Raw genomic sequence first — 19363 nt, 5'->3', positions numbered from 1 at the left:
GAGGGGCGGGGCGTATGAGGGCAGTGGTGTTCGAGGAGTTCGGCAAGGAGGCCCGGGTCCAGGACGTGGCGGATCCCACCCCCTCCCGGCAGGGGGTGGTGGTCCGGGTGGAGGCCACCGGGTTGTGCCGCAGCGACTGGCACGGCTGGATGGGCCACGATCCGGACATCACCCTGCCGCACGTACCCGGCCATGAACTGGCCGGCGTGGTCGAAGCGGTGGGCCAGGACGTGGTCGGCCGACGACCGGGCGACCGGGTCACCGTGCCCTTCGTCTGCGCCTGCGGCCGCTGCTCCGCCTGCGCGGCCGGGGCCCAGCAGGTCTGCGAGCGGCAGACCCAGCCGGGGTTCACCCACTGGGGCTCGTTCGCCGAGTACGTCGCGCTGGAACAGGCCGACGTCAATCTGGTCCCCGTCCCCGACGGGATGTCGTTCGGCACGGCGGCCGGTCTGGGATGCCGGTTCGCCACGGCGTTCCGGGCCGTGGTGGGGCGTGGCCGGGTGGCGCCGGGCGAATGGGTCGCCGTGCACGGCTGCGGCGGGGTCGGGCTCTCGGCCGTGATGATCGCGGTGGCCTGCGGCGCCCGGGTCGTCGCGGTCGACGTCTCGCCCGACGCCCTCCGGCTGGCCCGGACGTTCGGCGCGGCGGAGTGCGTGGACGCCTCGGCACATCCGGCGGGCACCGACGGGGCGGTGCGTGAACTCACGGGCGGCGGGGCCCACCTCTCCCTCGACGCCCTGGGGTCACCGGTCACCTGTGCCGCCTCGGTCCGGAGCCTGCGCCGCCAGGGGCGCCATGTGCAGGTCGGGCTGCTGCCGTCGGCGGCCGGTGACCCCGTCGTCCCCATGGCGAGGGTGATCGGCCTGGAGCTGGAGCTCCTCGGCAGTCACGGGATGGCCGCGCACGCCTACCCGCCGATGATGGACATGGTCCGTTCCGGCAGCCTCCGCCCCGACCTGCTGGTGACCTCCACCATCGGGCTGGACGCGGCCCCGGCGGCGCTCGCGGCGATGGGCACGGCACCGGCAGCCGGAGTGACGGTCATCGAACCCCCGCGCTGAGCGCCCGAGCGGCGCGGGGCGGGTCAGTCCCGGCGGCCCCGGTTGCCGGGACGGGTGGTGACCCAGGCCCGGATGGTGTCCGCGTACCAGTAGGGCTTGCCGCCCTCCACCTGATCCGGTGACGGAAGGAGACCGTGTTTGCGGTAGGAGCGGACGGTGTCCGGCTGCACCCGGATGTGCGCGGCAATGTCCTTGTAGGACCAGAGTCTTCTGTCCGTCATAAGTGACACCTCTCTGCACCGCGGCGGCAGCCCGGGGACCGTCGGGCGAGCCGCGGAACGGACGCTGACGATCACTCAGCCTGTGTCCGGTGAACGAGGGCGGGGAGAGGTGGGAAGGGGCTGTCGAGCGCCTGTGACGGAAACCCCACGTAACGGAGATATCTGTGACGAAGGAGTGATCTATGTGACGGAAGTAGAACAATGGGGCAAGCGGAGATTGCCCCCTCCCAGGGGCAGGGGTTCCGGCTCCCCCACCCTCAGATGTGCCTCAACTCCGGTCATACCGATGCCGACTCCGGGCATGATCGATTCATGACTGGTTTCGGGAAGCAGAACATGGCCGTCCTCGTACTGCGCGAGGCGGACGACATCAGCGCCGCGCTCCAGCGTGCTCTGGACACCGCGTCCGCCGAGGAGCGCCCCGGCCTGGAAAGGGCCCTGGCCCTCACCGCCGAGGCCGGTGCGGTTCCTGACGCGGAACTGCGCGGCCGCTGGGCCCTGCGAAGGATGGCGTCGGCCGGGTACGACGGGCCGCCCGGCGCGGTGGCCGGGGTCAAGGCGCTGCGCACGGCCGAGCGGGGACTGAGCCTGCTCCAGGCGGTGAACCTGTCGAAGGACGCGGAGGCCGTCCAGGCGGCCGAGCCGGCTGCCCCGTAAACCGGAGGCACGGACGGGCCGGGCTGGACCAGACTGCGCCCGTGACCGCCGACCCACCGAACCCACCACGCTCACCGCACCCACCACGCTCACCACACCCACCGCAGCCACCACGCCCGCACCCGCTCCCCCCGCACCCGCTCCCCCCGCACCCGCTCCCCCCGCACCCGCTCCCCCCGCACCCGCTCCCCCCGCACCCGCTCCCCCCGCACCCGCCACTGCACCCGTACCCGTCGGACCCACCACGGCTCCCGCTCGCGCTCGCGATCCCGCGCCCGCTGCCGTCGGACTCGGCGCAGGTGCGCGCCCTGAGGCACGTGGCCTCCCTCTCCTCCGGGCAGCCGCTCGACCGCTCCGTGCCGCTGACGCTCAACTTCCACCCGGACCGGATGGCGGGCGCTCGTCCGATCCTGGCCGGGCTCGCCCAGGACGGTGCCTACCGTTCGCAGTTCGTCACCGGCACCAGCAACGGCGGGCTGACGGCCCGTCCGGGCGGTGACCGGTGGCGCTGGGAGAGCCGGATCTTCGGTGGCGCGTACGACGGCGTGCCCGGCGAGCAGCGGCCGGTGTACGGGGCGTTGAACTTCCGGCGTCAGGAGACCGGGGCGGCGCCCCGGTTCGGATCGGCGCACTTCAGGCTGACCGCGCAGGTGCTGGAACGTGCCACCTTCTGCTACCCGGACAGCGCCGTCGAGCCGTCGGATTTCGGCGTGGCCGACCGGATGCGCCTGATCGGCCTGGCGGAGTCCGACAGCCGGGACGCGCTCGACGACTACATCGAGGCGCAGGTGCACGGCCCGGTCCTGCTCGATCGCCACCTGGAGGCGCTGGTCCTGGACCCGAGCTTTCGTGGTACCGCCGTGGAGGAGGCCGCGCGGAGGCTGCCCTGCCGCACGGAATGGCACGGCGGATTCCGCCTGACCGTGGCGGAGCTGCGCCGTCATGCGGACTACCGGGGACAGGAGTTCGTCGATCTGGGCGCGGAGATCTCCCGGGGCGGGCTGCTCGATCCCCGGATCATCGGGGATGCCGCTCGCACGGGCCGTTACGCGGCGCAGTCCCTGAAGAAGGTCTGGCACTGCCTGGCCCGTTTCGGTGCCCCGCCCCGCCGCGTCCTGTAGCCGGGGCACGGTGCGGCGCGGGGCCGGCAGCCCTCAGCCGTCAGGCGTGCCGGAGCGCTGACCTGTGCCGCAGGAGCGCAGGAACTCCCTGGTCCGGCGGGCGATCGGGAACGGCTGGTCGGGCGGGCACGGGTACATGTCCTGCTCGACGATCGCGAACAGGTCGACGTCCAGTCGGCGGGCGGCGTCCAGGACGGGCGCGAGGGCGGGCACCCCGCCCGGCGGTTCGCACATCACCCCGCGTGCCACGGCGGGCCCGAACGGCGTCTCGTTCGCGACCACTTCGGCCAGGATCTCCGGGTCGACCTGCTTGAGGTGCAGATAGCCGATCCGCTCTCCGTAGGTCTCGATCAGTCTGACGCTGTCGCCGCCGCAGTAGGCGTAGTGCCCGGTGTCGAGGCAGAGCGAGACCAGGGCGGGATCGGTGGCGTCGAGGAAGCGGCTGACGTTCTCCTCGCTGTCGATGTGGGTGTCGGCGTGCGGGTGGACGACGATGCGCAGGCCGTAGCGGTCCTGCACCTCGCGGCCCAGCCGCTCGGTCTGGGTGGTGAGGTCACTCCACTGCTCCGCCGTGAGGGTGCGGTCCTCCAGCACCTCGCCCGTCCTGTCGTCGCGCCAGAAGGACGGGATGACCACGAGATGCTCCGCGCCCATCGCCCGGGTGAGTTCCGCGATGTCCGCGACATGCGCCCAGGTCCGTTCCCAGACGCCCGGACCGTGGTGCAATCCGGTGAAAACGGTGCCTGCGGAAACGGTGAGCCCGCGGCTGCGGGTCTCGTCGGTGAGGCGGGCCGGGTCGGTCGGGAGGTAGCCGTACGGGCCGAGCTCGATCCACTCGTAACCGGCGGTGGAGACCTCGTCGAGGAAGCGGTGCCAGGGCACTTGCCGCGGATCGTCGGGGAACCACACCCCCCAGGAGTCGGGCGCGGAGCCGATGCGGATGCGGGCCGGAGCGGATGCGGAGGTGGTCATGCGGTCCAGCCTCACTGCCGGGGGAGACGAGTGTCAAGCATTAGTCCGTATGTCCGGACTAATCATTGACAGTATTCCGGGGAGGAGTTAGACCGGGGGCGGCAGTTGCGTCCGCCAACTGCCGCACCGGTCGTCGAAGGGACACAGATGCCTGAGCCGTACGACGTGATCACCATGGGCCGGATCGGAGTGGATCTCTACCCCTTGCAGACGGGCCTGCCGCTCGCCAGGGTGGACGCCTTCGGGAAGTTCCTCGGCGGTTCGCCCACCAACGTCGCCGTCGCGGCGGCCCGTCTCGGCCGGCGCGCGGCGGTGGTGACCCGGACGGGGCAGGACGCGTTCGGGGAGTACCTCCACCAGCAGCTCAGGGAGTTCGGGGTGGACGACCGGTGGGTGACGGCCGTCGACGCGTACCCGACCCCGGTCACCTTCTGCGAGATCTTCCCGCCCGACGACTTCCCGCTCTACTTCTACCGGCAGCCCAAGGCCCCGGACCTGGAGATCCACACGTCGGAACTGGATCTGGAGGCGGTGGGATCCGCCCGGGTCTTCTGGATGACCGGCACCGGACTCTGCGCCGAACCCAGCTGCTCCGCGACGCTCGCCGCGCTGCGGGCCAGGAACCGTTCGGGCATCACCGTCTTCGACCTCGACTGGCGCCCGATGTTCTGGGACGCGCCACCGGACACCGCAACGAAGACCAGCCCGGACACCCCACCGGACACCGCAACGAAGGCCAGCCCGGACACCCCACCGGACACCGCAACGAAGACCAGCCCGGACACCCCACCCGATTCCTCACCCGGCACCCCGCCGCACAGCCCGCCCCACCCCGTCGCCTCCGCGCGCTACCGCGCGGCACTCGCCCACGCCACCGTGGCCGTGGGCAACCTCGACGAGTGCGAGATCGCGACCGGCGAGCGCGAACCGTACGCCGCGGCCCGCGCCCTTCTCGCCGCCGGGGTCGAGCTGGCCGTCGTCAAACAGGGCCCTGCGGGCGTCCTCGCGGTCCACCGCGACGGCACGGTGGCCGATGTCCCGCCGCTCCCCGTGGAGGTGGTCAACGGTCTGGGCGCCGGCGACGCGTTCGGCGGCGCGCTCTGCCACGGTCTGCTCGCCGGCTGGGAGACCGAGCGCATCATGCGGTACGCCAACGCGGCCGGCGCCATCGTCGCCTCCAGGCTCGCCTGCTCCTCCGCGATGCCGTTCCCGTACGAGGTCGAGGCGGCCCTCGCCGCGGGCTCCGTCACCGCCACGCCCCGACCCGAGGGCGCCGGTACCCCCACCGCTGCGACCACCCCCACCGAATCAGGGGCGGCCTCATGACGGCCCCGGCCTCGTCCGTCTCCGACCTCGTCCACCTGCGCATGCGCCATCCGGAAGCCGTCGCAGAGGCCGCCGCCCGGCGGCGCAGACGGCCGCTCGTCGGCAGCAGCGGGCGGCTGTTGATCATCGCCGCCGACCATCCGGCCCGCGGCTCCCTCGCCGTCGGCGAGCGCGAACTCGCCATGGCCAACCGCTTCGAGCTGCTGGACCGGCTCTGCCTGGCGCTCTCCCGACCCGGGGTCGACGGAGTCCTCGCCACCGCCGACATCCTCGACGACCTGCTGCTCCTGGGCGCACTGGAGGGCAAGGTCGTCATCGGCTCGATGAACCGGGGCGGGCTGGCCGGTGCCGCCTTCGAGCTGGACGACCGGTTCACCGGCCACCGCCCGGAGGACCTCGCCCGGCTCGGCTTCGACGCGGGCAAGCTCCTGCTGCGCATCGACTACCACGACCCCGGCTCCCTCGACACGATGCACACCACCGCCCGCGCGATCGACGCCATGGCCGCGCACCGGCTGCCCGTCTTCGTCGAACCGTTCCTCTGCCGCCGCACCGGCGGCAAGGTCCGCAACGACCTGAGCGCCGCCGCGGTGAGCACCTCCATCGCCATCGCCTCCGGACTCGCCGGCACCTCCGCGTACACCTGGCTCAAGGTCCCCGTCACCGAGAAGCCCGAGGACATGGCGCAGGTCATGGAGAGTTCCACGCTGCCCGCCGTGCTGCTGGGCGGCGAGGTGGGCGGGGACCAGGACGCCGCGTACGAGCGATGGCGCACCGCGCTGCGGCTGCCGACCGTCCGGGGGCTGGTGGTGGGGCGGTCGCTGCTCTACCCGTCCGACGGGGACGTGGGCGCCGCGGTCGACACGGCCGTATCACTGCTCGAACCGGGCACGACGGGTGGGGAAACGGGTAGGGAAGGGGAATGAGCATGCACGGAGAACCGAGGTACCACGTGACCGCCGGCAGCGCGGCGCGCGGTCCCTACGCCCTCGACATCGGTCCGGAACAGGCCGGCTGGGAACGGTCGAGCCTTCGCGTGCTGGAGCTCGAACCGGGAGGTGTTCACACACTTGTCACCGGAGAGAGCGAGTGGATCGTGCTGCCGTTGACCGGTGCCTGTACGGTGCACATCTCAGATGAGATCTTTGAACTGCTGGGCCGGAAGAGCGTGTTCAGCGGGGTATCCGACTTCGCGTACGTACCGCGTGACGCCCATGCACAGATCGCCTCCGGCGCAGGCGGCCGCTTCGCCCTGGCAGGAGCGAGGTGCGAGCGACGACTCCCCGCTCGCTACGGCCCCGCGCCGGAGGTACCCATTGAGCTGCGCGGCGCAGGCAACTGCTCGCGCCAGGTCCACAACTTCGCCGCCGCCGACACCTTCGACTGCGACCGGCTGATCGCCGTCGAGGTCCTCACCCCCGGCGGCAACTGGTCCTCCTACCCGCCGCACAAGCACGACGAGCACCACCCCGGCGAGGAGTCCGTCCTCGAAGAGATCTACTACTTCGAGGTGGCGGACGACGGCCTCGGCTACCACCGGGTGTCCCCGTCCCGCCCCGGTGGTACGGACGTCCTGGCCGAGGTCCGCAGCGGCGACGCGGTCCTCATCCCGGACGGCTGGCACGGCCCGTCCATCGCCGCGCCCGGCCGCACGCTGTACTACCTGAACGTGATGGCGGGCCCGGGGGAGGAGCGGCGGTGGCTGATCCGCGACCACCCCGACCACGGCTGGATCCGCGACACCTGGCCGTCCCAGCCCATGGACCCCAGGCTCCCGCTCCACGGACCGGAGGACCACGCGTGAGTACGCGCCGCCTCACCACCGCGCAGGCACTGGTTGACTTCCTCGCCGTGCAGTACACGGAGCGCGACGGCAGCCACCACCGGCTGATCGGCGCCACCTGGGGGATCTTCGGCCACGGCAACGTCGCGGGCGTCGGGCAGGCCCTCCTGGAGGCCGGGCCAGCCATGCCCTACCTCCAGGGCCGCAACGAGCAGGCCATGGTGCATGCGGCCGTCGGGTACGCCCGCCAGTCCGGCCGGCTCTCCGCGCACGCCGTCACCACCTCCATCGGTCCGGGCGCCACCAACCTCGTCACCGGTGCGGCCCTCGCCACCATCAACCACCTCCCGGTCCTGCTGCTGCCCGGCGACACCTTCGCGACCCGCCCCGCCGAGCCCGTGCTCCAGCAACTGGAGGTCCCCTCCCAGGGCGACGTCTCGGTCAACGACTGCCTGCGCCCCGTCTCCCGCTACTTCGACCGGATCAACCGCCCCGAGGCGCTGATCCCGGCCGCGCTCCGGGCCGTGCGGGTCCTCACCGACCCGGCGGAGACCGGCGCGGTCACGCTCGCGCTGCCGCAGGACGTCCAGGCCGAGGCGTACGACTGGCCGGCCGAGTTCTTCGCGAGACGCGTCTGGCACGTACGCAGACCGGCCCCCGATCCGGGTGAACTCGACCGGGCGGTCCGGGCGTTGCGGGCCGCCCGCCGGCCGCTGATCGTGGCGGGCGGCGGGGTCCGTCACAGCGCGGCCGAGGAGGCCCTGACCGCCTTCGCCACCGCCACCGGGATCCCCGTCGCCACGACCCAGGCGGGCAAGGGCTCCCTGCGCCACGACCACCCCGCCGACGTCGGGGGCATCGGCCACACCGGCACCGCGACCGCCGACGCCCTGGCGCGCACCGCGGACCTGGTGATCGGGGTCGGCACCCGCTACACCGACTTCACCACCGCGTCGGCGACCCTCTTCGCGAACCCGGACGTCCGCTTCCTCAACCTCAACATCACGGGCTTCGACGCCCACAAGCTCGGCGCACTCCCGCTCGTGGCCGACGCCCGCGCCGGGCTCGAAGCCCTCACCACCGCGCAGGCCGGCGGCGACGGCCACCGTACCGACGCCGCGTACGTGAGCGAGTACACCGGTGCCAAGGCCCGCTGGGAGCGCCGCGTCGACGCCGCGTACGCCGCCCCCGACCCGGACGCCCGCCCCACCCAGGCCCAGGTCCTCGGGCTCCTCGACGAACTGGTCACCGACGACGACATCCTGATCAACGCGGCCGGTTCGCTCCCCGGTGACCTGCACCAGCTCTGGCGGAGCCGGTCGCCGCGCCAGTACCACGTCGAGTACGGCTACTCCTGCATGGGATACGAGATCCCCGCCGCGATCGGCGTCCAGCTGGCCGCCCCCGACAGCCCGGTCTGGGCGCTCGTCGGCGACGGCACGTACCTCATGAATCCGACCGAGATCGTCACCGCGGTCCAGGAGAACCTGCCCGTCAAACTGGTCGTCCTGCAGAACCACGGGTACGCGTCGATCGGCGGGCTCTCCGAGTCCGTCGGCGCCGAACGCTTCGGTACGGCCTACCGCCACCGGTCGGCGGACGGCGGCTTCACCGGCCCGTCGCTCCCCGTCGACCTCGCGGCGAACGCCGCGTCCCTCGGTATGCGGGTGCTGCGCGCCGGCACGGTGCGTGACCTGCGGGAAGCCCTCGCCGATGCCCGTACCGCCGACCGTCCCACTTGTGTCTACGTCGAGACCGAAACGGCAGACACAGTGTCGGGGCCCCCTCCGGCACAGGCGTGGTGGGATGTTCCCGTGGCCGAGACGGCCACTCGCCCGTCGGCGGCAAGAGCCCGGGAAGAGTACGAACGTCACGTCACCGACCGCCGCAGCCACCTCTGAAGGAGTCACAGCATGAAGACCGTCAACCACTGGATCGGTGGCAAGACCGTCGAGGGCGCGTCGGGCAACTACGGCCCGGTCACCGACCCGGCCACCGGCGCCGTCACCACCCAGGTCGCGCTTGCCTCCCCGGACGAGGTCGACGCCGCGGTGGCCGCGGCGAAGGACGCGTACGTGACGTGGGGCACGTCCTCGCTGTCCGCCCGTACGGCGATCCTGTTCCGCTACCGCGCGCTGCTGGACGCCCACCGGGACGAGATCGCCGCGCTGATCACCGCCGAGCACGGCAAGGTGCACTCCGACGCGCTGGGCGAGGTGGCCCGCGGTCTGGAGATCGTCGAGCTGGCCTGCGGCATCACCACCCAGCTCAAGGGCGAGCTGTCGACTCAGGTGTCCAACCGCGTCGACGTCTCCTCGATCCGCCAGTCGATCGGTGTCGTCGCCGGCATCACGCCGTTCAACTTCCCGGCCATGGTGCCGATGTGGATGTTCCCGCTCGCCATCGCCTGCGGCAACACGTTCGTGCTCAAGCCCAGCGAGAAGGACCCGTCGGCCGCCAACCTGCTGGCCGAGCTGGCGTCGGAGGCGGGTCTGCCGGACGGCGTCCTGAACGTCCTGCACGGTGACAAGGTCGCCGTCGACGGGCTGCTGAACCACCCGGACGTCTCCGTCGTCTCGTTCGTCGGGTCGACCCCGATCGCCCGCTACATCCACGCCACCGCCTCCGCCAACGGCAAGCGCGTCCAGGCGCTGGGCGGTGCGAAGAACCACATGCTGGTGCTTCCGGACGCGGACCTCGACGCCGCCGCCGACGCCGCGGTCTCGGCCGCTTACGGCTCCGCCGGCGAGCGCTGCATGGCGATCTCCGCGGTCGTCGCCGTCGGTGCGATCGCCGACGACCTCGTCGCCCGCATCAAGGACCGCGCCGAGAAGATCAAGATCGGCCCCGGCAACGACCCGGCGTCCGAGATGGGCCCGCTGATCACGGCCGTCCACCGCGACAAGGTCGCCTCCTACGTGACGGGCGCCGCGGCCCAGGGCGCCGACGTCGTCCTCGACGGCACCGGCCACACGGTCGAGGGCTTCGAGGACGGCCACTGGATCGGCCTCTCCCTCCTCGACAACGTCTCGACCGACTCGGACGCGTACAAGGACGAGATCTTCGGCCCGGTCCTGTGCGTGCTGCGTGTCGACACGTACGAGGAGGGCGTCGCGCTGATGAACGCCTCGCCGTACGGCAACGGCACCGCGATCTTCACCCGCGACGGCGGCGCCGCCCGCCGCTTCCAGCTGGAGATCGAGGCCGGGATGGTCGGCGTCAACGTCCCGATCCCGGTGCCGGTGGGCTACCACTCCTTCGGGGGCTGGAAGGACTCGCTCTTCGGTGACCACCACATCTACGGCAACGACGGGGTGCACTTCTACACCCGCGGCAAGGTCACCACGACCCGCTGGCCGGACCCGGCCGACGCCCCGGCCGGCGTGGACCTGGGCTTCCCCAGCAACCACTGATCGGCAGGTCCATGAATCCGGCCGGGAGCGCACCCCGCTCCCGGCCGGTTCCCTGCCCGGGACCCGGTTCAGGCGACCGTCAGCGAGCGCGTCGCCTTCCTGACGTCCGACAGGTAGGTGACGACCTGCGGGTCCCTGCGCCACGGCTCCAGCGAACGGCCGTAGACGCGCAGGTACTCCATTCCGCGCAGGCTCCCCAGCCGGGTGAAGAGGTGCAGCGACTCGCGTCCCAGGTGCAGGCTCTGGGCGAGGTCGCCGTTCTGGGCGTGTGCCGATGCCAGGACCGACAGCCGGACGCTCCGCGAGCGGGCGAACGCGTCCGACGGCATGGGGCCGATGGCGTTCCAGGCGAAGGTGGCCCGGTGGTTGCCGAGGTCACGGAAGGCCTCGGTCGCGTCGGTGATGATCCGCTGCTGGTTGAAGAACCCGATCCAGGCGGGTCCCTCGCTGCCCGCGCCGCGTGCCGCCAGCCGCTCCGACTGCGCGATGCACGCGCTCGTCGCCCGTTCGTCGCCCGCGCGGGCGTGCGACCGGGCCTCGATCAGTTTGGCGAAACCCGCCACCCGCGGATCGAGGGTGTTCCCGCGCTGGTACGCGCCCTGGGCCATGTCGATGGCCTCCGAGGTGAAGCCGCGCATCAGCGACTGCATCGCCATGGTGGTGAGGATGTACGCGCCCAGATCGGCGTCGCCCCCGGCCCGTGCCAGCCGTAACGCCTGGATGAAGTGACGCTGGGCGACGCTGTGCTGTCCCGCGTCGAAGGCCGTCCACCCGGCCAGCCGCGCCATCTCCGCGGTGACCCGGAACAGATCACGCCCCACCGACTCGGAGTAGCTGCCGCGGAGCAGCGGTGCGACGCGCCCGTACAGGTACTCCGTGAGGGACGTCGACTTCCTGTTCGCCCCGCCGAAGCGGGAGTCCCACAGACGGGCGCTGTCAGCGGCCTCCCTGAGCTCCGCGATGTGCTCCCGGTCGACGGACGGCCCGGCGGTGGTGCGTGCCCGGGTGGTGTCCGCCGGATCGATGAGCCAGCGGGTGAACGGGGTGGCGAAGGCGGAGATGGCGAACGTCTGGCTGGTGAGGAACTGACGGCGGTTCACAGCGCTCCAATAGGCTGATGCTTCGTTCACTGCGTCGTCCTGGTGACGGGCGAACTCCAGGCCCAGTCCGCTCGTGTCATGTTCCGCGCTCTGCATCCCGATCTCCGCGAGGGACACCGGTCTGCCCAGCAGCTCGGACAGGGCGATGCAGAGGAGCCGCGGGGTCGGCGGCTTCGGGACCATGCCGCGGCGGCACCAGTTCGCCACGGACGTGTGGGTGTACTGGGTGGACTGTCCTTCTCGGGAGGCGAGTTCGTTCACCCGGTGGGCAAGTCGCTTATGGCTCGCACCCGATTGGGCGACGATCTCCTCAAGGCTTGGATTTCCCTGGCGTTCGTTTCTCCGGGCTTCCGTCATTCCGCCTCCTTTCTTTCGCAGCGTACCGACGCCACGGGCTCCACAGGCAGGGCCGGCGAGTTGTGAGCCCCCTTGTGAGCCCTGCGCGCTTCCGTGCTCCCGCGCTGTCATGGGGACATCAAGCCCCGTACGGGCCGTCGAGACCGTGAACGCCGTGCAGGCCGAGGGATCCGAGCTGTCCGGGATCGCAGGCCGAAGAGGCCGCGAAGTCGATGGAACTGCCCGGAACGCCCCTGAGGCGTCGGAGCATTCTGAGACGGAGGTCCGAAAATGTTCGACCTGATCGAGTTATCGGTGGTTCTCTCTCCGGCGGCGACGCTGGAAGTTCACCTTCCGATGGGATTCATTCTCTATCTGATCTTCTCGCGCTCCTCCCGAAAGTAGTTCCACCGGGTGGCAGCGGCCCGCGACAGCGGCGCCCACCGCTCCCGGACCCGAACAGAACTGCAGGGCCGCTCCCCCGGGGCGGCCCTGCAGTGGTTCGTGAGTCCTGCGGTGGTTCCTGGACGGTCAGGACCCGGTGCTGGCCGCCCCCACGGCTCCCGCTCTCGACACGTACAGACTGGCCGCCGGACCCGGGTGCGCGGCAGGGCCAGGTGTACTGACCTCCGTATGACGAATGTCAGTGTCCGCCGGTGGCACACGAAGCGGCCGCACGGAAACCCGTTCGCCGACTGCGCACCGGCGGTGCTGTGATGAGGCCATGACCGCACCGACCCCGCCGCAGCACGAGATCCGCGCGCTGCACACCGACACGACCGTCACCGTCTACCAGGCGTACTCCCCGTCCCTCGGTCTCCCCGCCGCCCGCGACGGGCGCTTCCCGCCCACCTGGAAGCGCGACCGCATGACATGGATCAAGCCGAGTTTCCTGTGGATGATGTACCGCTGCGGCTGGGCGATGAAGGAGGGCCAGGAGACGGTCCTGGCCGTCGAGATCACCCGCGAGGGCTTCGACTGGGCCCTGTCGAACGCCGAACTCTCGCACTACGAACGGGGCGTGCACCCCGACCTCGCCACCTGGCGGCGCACCCTGCGCCGTGCCCCGGCCCGCGTGCAGTGGGACCCCGAACGCGACCTGCACCTGAACCGCCTCCCGTACCGCTCCCTCCAACTCGGCCTCGCGGGTGAGGCGGCGCGGCGCTACGCGGACGAGTGGACGGTGTCGGTCCGCGACGTCACCCCACTGGCCCGGGAGATCCACGAACTGGTCCGGGCGGGCCGGCACGACGCGGCGGCCCGGCTCCTGCCGCAGGAGGCGCCGTACCCCGCACCCGCCGCACCGACCGTCCTCGCGTCGGCACGAGCGGGTTCCTGACCGGGCGGTGAAGCCTTCGAGGGGGCAAAGGGGTGGCTCCTGGCCCATGGCCTGAGGGCTGTCCCGTACATCGAGGTCGCCTGCGGAGGGTGCGGTCAGATCCGTCAGGCGGCTCCGGCCCCCCACCCCGTCGCCGCCACGATCTCGTGCGCGATGTCCACCACCGTCCGCCCGTCCGTCGCCACCCTGACCGTGTCCGCCGGGGCCTGTTCGTCGAGCAGACGGGCCTTGCGGGCGCTGCGGCGCAGTTCGTGCTCCAGCTCCGAACCGATTTCGCGGCCGGTCAGACGCTGGGCCGTCGTCTCGTCGGACGCGGTGAGCAGGATCCGTACGATCCGTACGCCGGCGCCCATCGCCCGCTCGAACATGGGCGCCGACTCGGCCAGCACACTGACCGTGTTCGTGTAGATGAGGCGACGGTGCCCCAGGTCCGCGAAGTTGGACCAGACCGCCGTCAGGTTCCGTTCGGTGATCTGCGCGCGGTGCGGGTCGTTCTCCGGCGCCGGGTGGACCTGGCCCATGAAGTCGCCGTCGATGACCGTGTGCGGGGTCCCGGCCTCCCGCAGCCGCGCCGACACCTCCCAGGCCGCGGTCGTCTTCCCCACGCCCGCGCGTCCGCCGATGAGCAGCACCTCTGAATGAGCCATGCGGGCAGGGTGCCAGCCAGGCCGGAGCGGCGCGACGGGATTACGCGGGCAGTTGGTTTCCGCCGTATTCGCCGCGGGTCTTGAACTCTGCGGCTCGCATCATCTAATCTGCCCAGGCATTTGCGTGTGCGTATGCAAATATTCGGTGAGGGGTGGGCGTGGCGTTCTGGATGGCGGCGGCGTCGGTGTGGGGTGTGCTGCAGTTGCTGCTGCTCTCCTGGCCGGTTCGTACGGTGCGATGGTCGACGGTGCTGCTGGCCCTCGGTGTTGGCGCCTATGGCAGTGGTGTCGCTTCGGTGTTGGTCGAACTGTTCGTGGCGCGGCGGCTGGCGGCCTCCGAGGGGAGTTCGCTTCATGACGTGCTGGGCACGGTGATGTGGACGACGGCGCCGGTGGCCGAGGAGCTGCTGAAGATCGCTCCCCTTCTGCTGGCCTGCTGGACGTTGCGTGGGCGAATGCAGTGGGGTATGTCGGACTTCGCCGTGCTGGGTGGTGCCGTCGGGGCGGGCTTCGGGCTGGTGGAGGCCGTTGCTCAGTACGCGTTGGCACCGGATGCGGTGGTGCGCCCGGTGGAGGGCGGCTGGATGGTGGGCAGCGGTTTCTCGGCGCCGTTCGTCGCGGGATTCCCTGAGCTGCTGGGGCACTGGTTTCCCGCGCCGGTGGGCACGGTGGCGCTGGGGAGCTTCGATGTGAGCATCACGGCTGAGCATCATGTGGTGTGGTCGGTGCTCGGGGGCCTGGGGGTGGGGCTGTTTCTGCTCGGGCGAGCCTGGTGGGCCCGGCTGGCCGGACTGGTACCGCTCGCACTGGCGATTTCCCAGCACATGGTGGTCAACTACGCCGCCGAGCAGCAGGGTTCGGACGGTTGGCAACTGGAGTGGTACGACCGCCTGGCGGCGGCCGGCTGGTGGACGGTACTGGTCTGTCTGGCCCTGGCTGCGCTCTGGGACCTCCGCGCCGGACGCCGGGGCACGCGCCTGGAGCCGGCCGTCCGGCTCGCCGCGGAACGGGAGGGGACCCCGGCGGGTGCGGCGCTGGCGAACTTCGCTCTGCTGCGACTGCCCTGGACCGCTGCGGTGGCGCTGGGATACGCCCGGCAGCGGCGCACCCTGCTCTACGCCGCGGTGCACCCCCGCGTCGACCCCGAACGTCTGCGGGCCCTGCGCGAGTTGGTCACCCGGCAGACGGAACGGATGGATGCGGTCACGAGTGAGCCGGCCTGGAAGGGAATCGGGGTCCGGCAGATCTGGCGGCAGCTCCGTGCCCGTCGTGGGCGCCTGCCGTGGTGGGAGAAGGCCCTGCTGGTCGTCAGTGCGCTGTTGCTGATACCGGCCGGTGTCCTGATGGCGGTGCGGGCCTTCCCCCGGGCCAAGGACTGGGAGGAGTCCTTCACCACGGGAACCGGCTGGCAACTGTTGGTCGCCGCGGGCCTGGCCGGGCTGCTGCTGGGATTCATCCGCCTTGTGCTCACGGTACGCGGACTGCGTGCGGCGCGCCTTGAGACGCTCGCCGAGCGGCACGCGGCGTCGATGCTGCGGGTGGTGACGCTGGCGGGGGCTCTTCTGGCCGGTGCCTGGCTGTGGTCGCGTTCCGGCCATTTCCCCCCGGAGGGAGGTGTGTTCGACCAGTACCGGCCGGCGACCTTCCTCCTGGAGAAGATCGTCCAGTTGGCTCCGGTGCTGCTGATGGCGCTGCTGATGTTCGCCGGCCCGTTCGGTATGCCTCTCGAACTGCTGCTGGGTGAGTCGATCATGGGTGATCTGCTCATGATGGCGGGCTCGCGGCTGCTGGCCCCGGTGGCGGAGCGGGTCGCGGTCAGGATCGCCGAACGCGAGGCGATGGCCTGGGCCCGCAACGCGGCCCGGCGCGGGCGCGGCCTGTTCGCCCGCACCCGGGACCGCATACGCCACGGCCGCACCGACCCGGTGGACCTGGCCACCGGACGCATGTTTCTCCCCCAGACCGACATCGAGCTGCCAGGAGTGCTTCCCCTGGCTTTCTCCCGGCGCGCCGACTCCGGCTACCGGGGCGGCCGATGGTTCGGACCCGGCTGGGCCTCGACCGCCGACCAGCGCCTGGAGTTCGATGAACAGGGAGTCGTCTTCTTCACCGAGGACGGCTTGCTCCTGGCCTACCCGCACGCGGCACCGGGTGTCGAGGCGGTACCGGGGGACGGCCCGCGCTGGCCCCTGCTGCGGGCAGCGGACGGCACCTACACCGTCACCGATCCCGAAACCGGCCACGTCCGCACCTTCACCCCGCACCGCGAAGGGCCGGCACCGCTCACGGAGATCGCCGACCGTAACGGCAACCGCATCACCCTCAGCTACACCGCTGACGGCACCCCGCTGGAAATACGCCACAGCGGTGGCTACCGCCTACGGCTGACCGCTGCGGACGGCCGGATCACCGCCCTGCACCTCGGCGACATCCCGGTCATGGGCTACGGCTACACCGCCGGACACCTCAGCACGACCACGAACTCCTCCGGTCTCCCGCTCCGCTTCACCAACGACCCGGCAGGCCGCATCACCGCCTGGACCGATACCAACAACCGCTCCTACACCTATGACTACGACGATCAGGACCGGGTCGTCGCGGAAGGCGGCGAAGGAGGTCACTTCACCCTCCACCTCGCCTACGACGGCGCCCACCCGGACTTCCCCGGCCTGAAGACCACCACCCTGACCTCGGCGAACGGGGCCGTCTCCCACTCCCTGATCGACCACCGGCACCTGGTCGTGGCCGAGATCGACCCCAACGGCGCCATCACCCGCACCAGCTATGACGAGGCTGGGCGCACCCTCGCTGAGGCAGATGCGATCGGCCGTACCACCAGCCTCAGCTACGACGCGGCCGGCTGGCTGAGCCACCTTGTCCGACCGGATGACAGCGTCACCGTTGTCATCCGAGACCCACATGGCAACCCCGTTTCGGTCACCGAGCCCGATGGTGCGGTATGGCTACAGACCTTCGACGCCAAGGGCAACCGCACTTCGACCACGGATCCGCTGGGCAGCACCGTTCGATACCTGCACGACTCCTTCGGGGGCTTGCTCGCCATCACCGATCCGCTGGGCCGGATCACGCGCGTGCGGTGCGACGCGGCAGGCCTCCCCGTCGAAATTACTGATGCGCTCGGCGCTACAACTCATATGCAGAGGGACGCTTTCGGACGCATCTCGGCTGCAACCGATTCCCTGGGCGGCACGACCTGTTACCGATGGTCCGTCGAGGGCCAACTCCTGAGCCGAACCGCACCGGACGGCACAGCAGAGCACTGGGCGTACGACGGTGAAGGGAACTGCCTCGCGCACACCGACGCGAACGGCGGTGTGATCCAGTACGAGTACACCCACTTCGACCTGCTCACCGCCCGTACCGACCCCGACGGCGGGCGTCACACGTTCACCTACGATGCCGAGGCACGGCTCACCCGGGTTACTGATTCGCTGGGCCTGCACTGGGATTATGTGTACGACTCCGGTGGACACCTCATCTCGGAAACGGACTTCGACCAACGCACTCTGACCTACGCGTACGACTCGGTCGGTCAACTGAAGACCCGGATCGACTCCTCCGGCCAGCAGATTCACTACATGTACGACGCCCTGGGCCGACTCATCCGGCAGGACGCTGCCGGCCTTGTCTCTCGTTTCCGCTGGACTCCGTCCGGCCAACTCCTGCAAGCAACGGGCCCGGACGCTGATGTGACACGTCAGTATGACGCGTCAGGGCGCCTTCTCTGCGAGACCGTCGACGGCCGCACGCTCCACCTCACCTATGACGCGGCCGGCCAACTCATCGCGCGCCGAACACCGGCGGGAACGCAGACCCTCTACGCCTACGACGCGGCAGGCAACCGCTCCTCCCTCACGGCCCAGGGGCGAGACCTCGGCGTCACGCGCGACGCAGCGGGTCGCGTCACTGGCCATCGCTGGAGCAACGGTCTCTCCCGGGCGCAGTCCTGGGATCCGCTGAGCCGTCCACTGGGGGAGTCGTACACCATCGGCGCGCAGCACATGAGCCTGCTGCAACGTACTTACGCCTGGCGCCCCGACGGGCGCCTCATCGGCATCGACGACGGCATCACCGGACCCATACGCCACACGCTGACCGGGAACGGACGGGTGACGCGTATCGAGGGCGACAAGTGGTCGGAGTCGTACGCCTACGATGAGGCTGGCAACCAGACTCAGGCCGTCTGGCCCCCTGGGCATCCCGGTACAGACGCGATCGGCGAACGCACCTACACCGGAACTCGTGTCCAGAAAGCCGGCAAGTTCCGCTACGAGTACGACGCTGCCGGTCGGACGGTCCTGCGACAGAAGACGCGCCTGTCGGCCAAGCCCGAGACCTGGCGCTACACCTGGGACGCCGAGGACCGCCTCACGCAGGTAAAAACCCCTGACGGTTCCACCTGGGTCTACCGCTACGACCCCCTCGGTCGCCGTACGGCCAAACAACGCCTGGCCGCTGATGGCACGGTGGCCGAGGAGACGCGCTTTGTCTGGCACTGGTCGACTTTGATCGAGCAGACCGGCACATCAACGGAGTGGGCCGGCACCGAGGCCCTTACCTGGGACCATGATGAATCGGGGCTGGTCCCACTCACCCAAACCAGGAGCTACGCACCTACGCCGGACGCGTCTGCGTCCGAGGTCGACACCCGCTTCTACGCAATTGTCACTGACCTCATTGGCACCCCGACCCATCTGGTGGATGAGACAGGTGAGGTTGCCTGGCAGCAGCGGTCGACACTGTGGGGAACGACTACATGGTCTGTCGAAGCGACGGCCTATACCCCCCTTCGATTCCCCGGCCAATACCATGACTTGGAAACCGGGCACCACTACAATCTTCACCGCTACTACGACCCCGAGGTCGCCCGGTACCTCAGTCCCGACCCACTCGGGCTTGCCCCGGCACCCAATCCCACCACCTATGTTGACAATCCCCGCACAGGGATCGATCCTCTCGGTCTTGCGCCTCCGTGCGGTGTTTCCCAGCCGCATCTTGGAAGTGGAATACCTACGCGGCGTCCAGCCGCTGTGGGAATCTCGGCGTCACACCAGTACAAGAAGACGTTCTTCTCTGCTTACCCGCATCTGAAGGGTAAGCTCGTAGTGCATCACGCTATCGAACAGCAGATCTTGAAGAAATATCCAGGACTTTTCAGTGCTGACGAGATTCACTCGCTTGCAAATTTGCGCGGCATACCCAAGGGGGCGATCAATAACTCTGTTCATCTTAGTGAAATACGTAAATCGTGGAATGTGTTCTACAGTACTCATCCGTCGCCATCGAGGCAGCAAGTGTTGGATCACGCCACTCGTGTTGACGACGTGCTTGGAAATTGGTTTAGCCCTCGCATTAGATAGTCTGTT

Annotated in this window: 14 protein-coding genes; 10 read left to right on the top strand and 4 right to left on the bottom strand. The window is 70.3% G+C overall.

The window, feature by feature from the left end:
• Positions 1-14: 14 nt before the first annotated feature.
• The gene (locus ACIO3R_RS01850) at positions 15-1061 is read left to right on the top strand and encodes a zinc-dependent alcohol dehydrogenase family protein (RefSeq protein WP_402102285.1); all 1047 of its coding nucleotides are present in this window, start codon (positions 15-17) and stop codon (positions 1059-1061) included.
• Between the two features lie 23 nt (positions 1062-1084).
• On the opposite strand, the gene ACIO3R_RS01845 is transcribed toward ACIO3R_RS01850, so the two are convergent.
• Positions 1085-1282, bottom strand: coding sequence for a helix-turn-helix transcriptional regulator (locus ACIO3R_RS01845; protein ID WP_402102282.1), 198 nt, complete (start codon positions 1280-1282; stop codon positions 1085-1087).
• Positions 1283-1594: 312 nt separating this feature from the next.
• Between ACIO3R_RS01845 and ACIO3R_RS01840 the strand changes: the two genes are divergently transcribed.
• Both ACIO3R_RS01840 and ACIO3R_RS01835 read left to right on the top strand, forming a co-directional pair.
• The gene (locus ACIO3R_RS01840) at positions 1595-1939 is read left to right on the top strand and encodes a hypothetical protein (protein ID WP_402102279.1); all 345 of its coding nucleotides are present in this window, start codon (positions 1595-1597) and stop codon (positions 1937-1939) included.
• A 317-nt stretch (positions 1940-2256) separates the two neighbouring features.
• Positions 2257-3060, top strand: coding sequence for a DUF3626 domain-containing protein (locus ACIO3R_RS01835; protein WP_385032240.1), 804 nt, complete (start codon positions 2257-2259; stop codon positions 3058-3060).
• A gap of 33 nt (positions 3061-3093) precedes the next feature.
• Here ACIO3R_RS01835 and ACIO3R_RS01830 read toward each other — a convergent pair whose 3' ends face one another.
• Positions 3094-4032, bottom strand: coding sequence for a sugar phosphate isomerase/epimerase family protein (locus ACIO3R_RS01830; RefSeq protein WP_385032243.1), 939 nt, complete (start codon positions 4030-4032; stop codon positions 3094-3096).
• A gap of 147 nt (positions 4033-4179) precedes the next feature.
• Here ACIO3R_RS01830 and iolC point away from each other — a divergent pair, with 147 nt between their 5' ends.
• The 5 genes from iolC to mmsA are packed head-to-tail and all read left to right on the top strand — an operon-like array spanning position 4180 to position 10554.
• On the top strand, positions 4180-5358 hold the full coding sequence (gene iolC / locus ACIO3R_RS01825) for a 5-dehydro-2-deoxygluconokinase (protein ID WP_402102275.1): 1179 nt from the start codon (positions 4180-4182) through the stop codon (positions 5356-5358).
• Positions 5355-6284, top strand: a complete 930-nt coding sequence (locus ACIO3R_RS01820; protein ID WP_402102272.1) for a deoxyribose-phosphate aldolase — start codon at positions 5355-5357, stop codon at positions 6282-6284. Before iolC ends, ACIO3R_RS01820 begins: the two co-directional genes overlap by 4 nt.
• Positions 6281-7162, top strand: coding sequence for a 5-deoxy-glucuronate isomerase (iolB, locus tag ACIO3R_RS01815; protein WP_385032252.1), 882 nt, complete (start codon positions 6281-6283; stop codon positions 7160-7162). Before ACIO3R_RS01820 ends, iolB begins: the two co-directional genes overlap by 4 nt.
• Positions 7159-9042, top strand: coding sequence for a 3D-(3,5/4)-trihydroxycyclohexane-1,2-dione acylhydrolase (decyclizing) (gene iolD, locus ACIO3R_RS01810; protein ID WP_402102269.1), 1884 nt, complete (start codon positions 7159-7161; stop codon positions 9040-9042). The genes iolB and iolD overlap by 4 nt, the downstream gene beginning before the upstream one ends.
• Before the next feature lie 12 nt (positions 9043-9054).
• The gene (gene mmsA, locus ACIO3R_RS01805; protein ID WP_402102266.1) at positions 9055-10554 is read left to right on the top strand and encodes a CoA-acylating methylmalonate-semialdehyde dehydrogenase; all 1500 of its coding nucleotides are present in this window, start codon (positions 9055-9057) and stop codon (positions 10552-10554) included.
• Between the two features lie 68 nt (positions 10555-10622).
• Here the strand turns inward: mmsA and ACIO3R_RS01800 are convergent, their stop codons facing one another.
• Positions 10623-12011, bottom strand: coding sequence for a sporulation protein (locus ACIO3R_RS01800; RefSeq protein ID WP_402102263.1), 1389 nt, complete (start codon positions 12009-12011; stop codon positions 10623-10625).
• Positions 12012-12714: 703 nt separating this feature from the next.
• Between ACIO3R_RS01800 and ACIO3R_RS01795 the strand changes: the two genes are divergently transcribed.
• Positions 12715-13329: a DUF4291 domain-containing protein gene (locus tag ACIO3R_RS01795; protein WP_402102260.1), complete on the top strand. Its 615-nt coding sequence runs from the start codon at positions 12715-12717 to the stop codon at positions 13327-13329.
• Between the two features lie 104 nt (positions 13330-13433).
• Here the strand turns inward: ACIO3R_RS01795 and ACIO3R_RS01790 are convergent, their stop codons facing one another.
• Positions 13434-13976 carry an AAA family ATPase gene (locus ACIO3R_RS01790; protein WP_402102257.1) on the bottom strand — a complete coding sequence of 181 codons (543 nt, stop codon included), beginning with the start codon at positions 13974-13976 and terminating at the stop codon, positions 13434-13436.
• A 158-nt stretch (positions 13977-14134) separates the two neighbouring features.
• Here ACIO3R_RS01790 and ACIO3R_RS01785 point away from each other — a divergent pair, with 158 nt between their 5' ends.
• Positions 14135-19357, top strand: coding sequence for a DUF6531 domain-containing protein (locus ACIO3R_RS01785; protein WP_402102254.1), 5223 nt, complete (start codon positions 14135-14137; stop codon positions 19355-19357).
• Positions 19358-19363 lie beyond the last annotated feature (6 nt).

The sequence above is a fragment of the Streptomyces sp. NPDC087428 genome, from assembly GCF_044744085.1.
In the GTDB taxonomy this organism is placed as follows: Bacteria; Actinomycetota; Actinomycetes; order Streptomycetales; family Streptomycetaceae; genus Streptomyces.
The sequence above is the reverse complement of the archived record's forward strand: the minus strand, read 5'-3'. Positions and strand labels throughout refer to the sequence as shown.

Coding starts and splice junctions, on each gene's coding strand:
- ACIO3R_RS01850 (WP_402102285.1), top strand. CDS start 15: ATGAGGGCAGTGGTGTTCGAGGAGTTCGGCAAGGAGGCCCGGGTCCAG.
- ACIO3R_RS01845 (WP_402102282.1), bottom strand. CDS start 1,282: ATGACGGACAGAAGACTCTGGTCCTACAAGGACATTGCCGCGCACATC.
- ACIO3R_RS01840 (WP_402102279.1), top strand. CDS start 1,595: ATGACTGGTTTCGGGAAGCAGAACATGGCCGTCCTCGTACTGCGCGAG.
- ACIO3R_RS01830 (WP_385032243.1), bottom strand. CDS start 4,032: ATGACCACCTCCGCATCCGCTCCGGCCCGCATCCGCATCGGCTCCGCG.
- iolC (WP_402102275.1), top strand. CDS start 4,180: ATGCCTGAGCCGTACGACGTGATCACCATGGGCCGGATCGGAGTGGAT.
- ACIO3R_RS01820 (WP_402102272.1), top strand. CDS start 5,355: ATGACGGCCCCGGCCTCGTCCGTCTCCGACCTCGTCCACCTGCGCATG.
- iolB (WP_385032252.1), top strand. CDS start 6,281: ATGAGCATGCACGGAGAACCGAGGTACCACGTGACCGCCGGCAGCGCG.
- mmsA (WP_402102266.1), top strand. CDS start 9,055: ATGAAGACCGTCAACCACTGGATCGGTGGCAAGACCGTCGAGGGCGCG.
- ACIO3R_RS01800 (WP_402102263.1), bottom strand. CDS start 12,011: ATGACGGAAGCCCGGAGAAACGAACGCCAGGGAAATCCAAGCCTTGAG.
- ACIO3R_RS01795 (WP_402102260.1), top strand. CDS start 12,715: ATGACCGCACCGACCCCGCCGCAGCACGAGATCCGCGCGCTGCACACC.
- ACIO3R_RS01790 (WP_402102257.1), bottom strand. CDS start 13,976: ATGGCTCATTCAGAGGTGCTGCTCATCGGCGGACGCGCGGGCGTGGGG.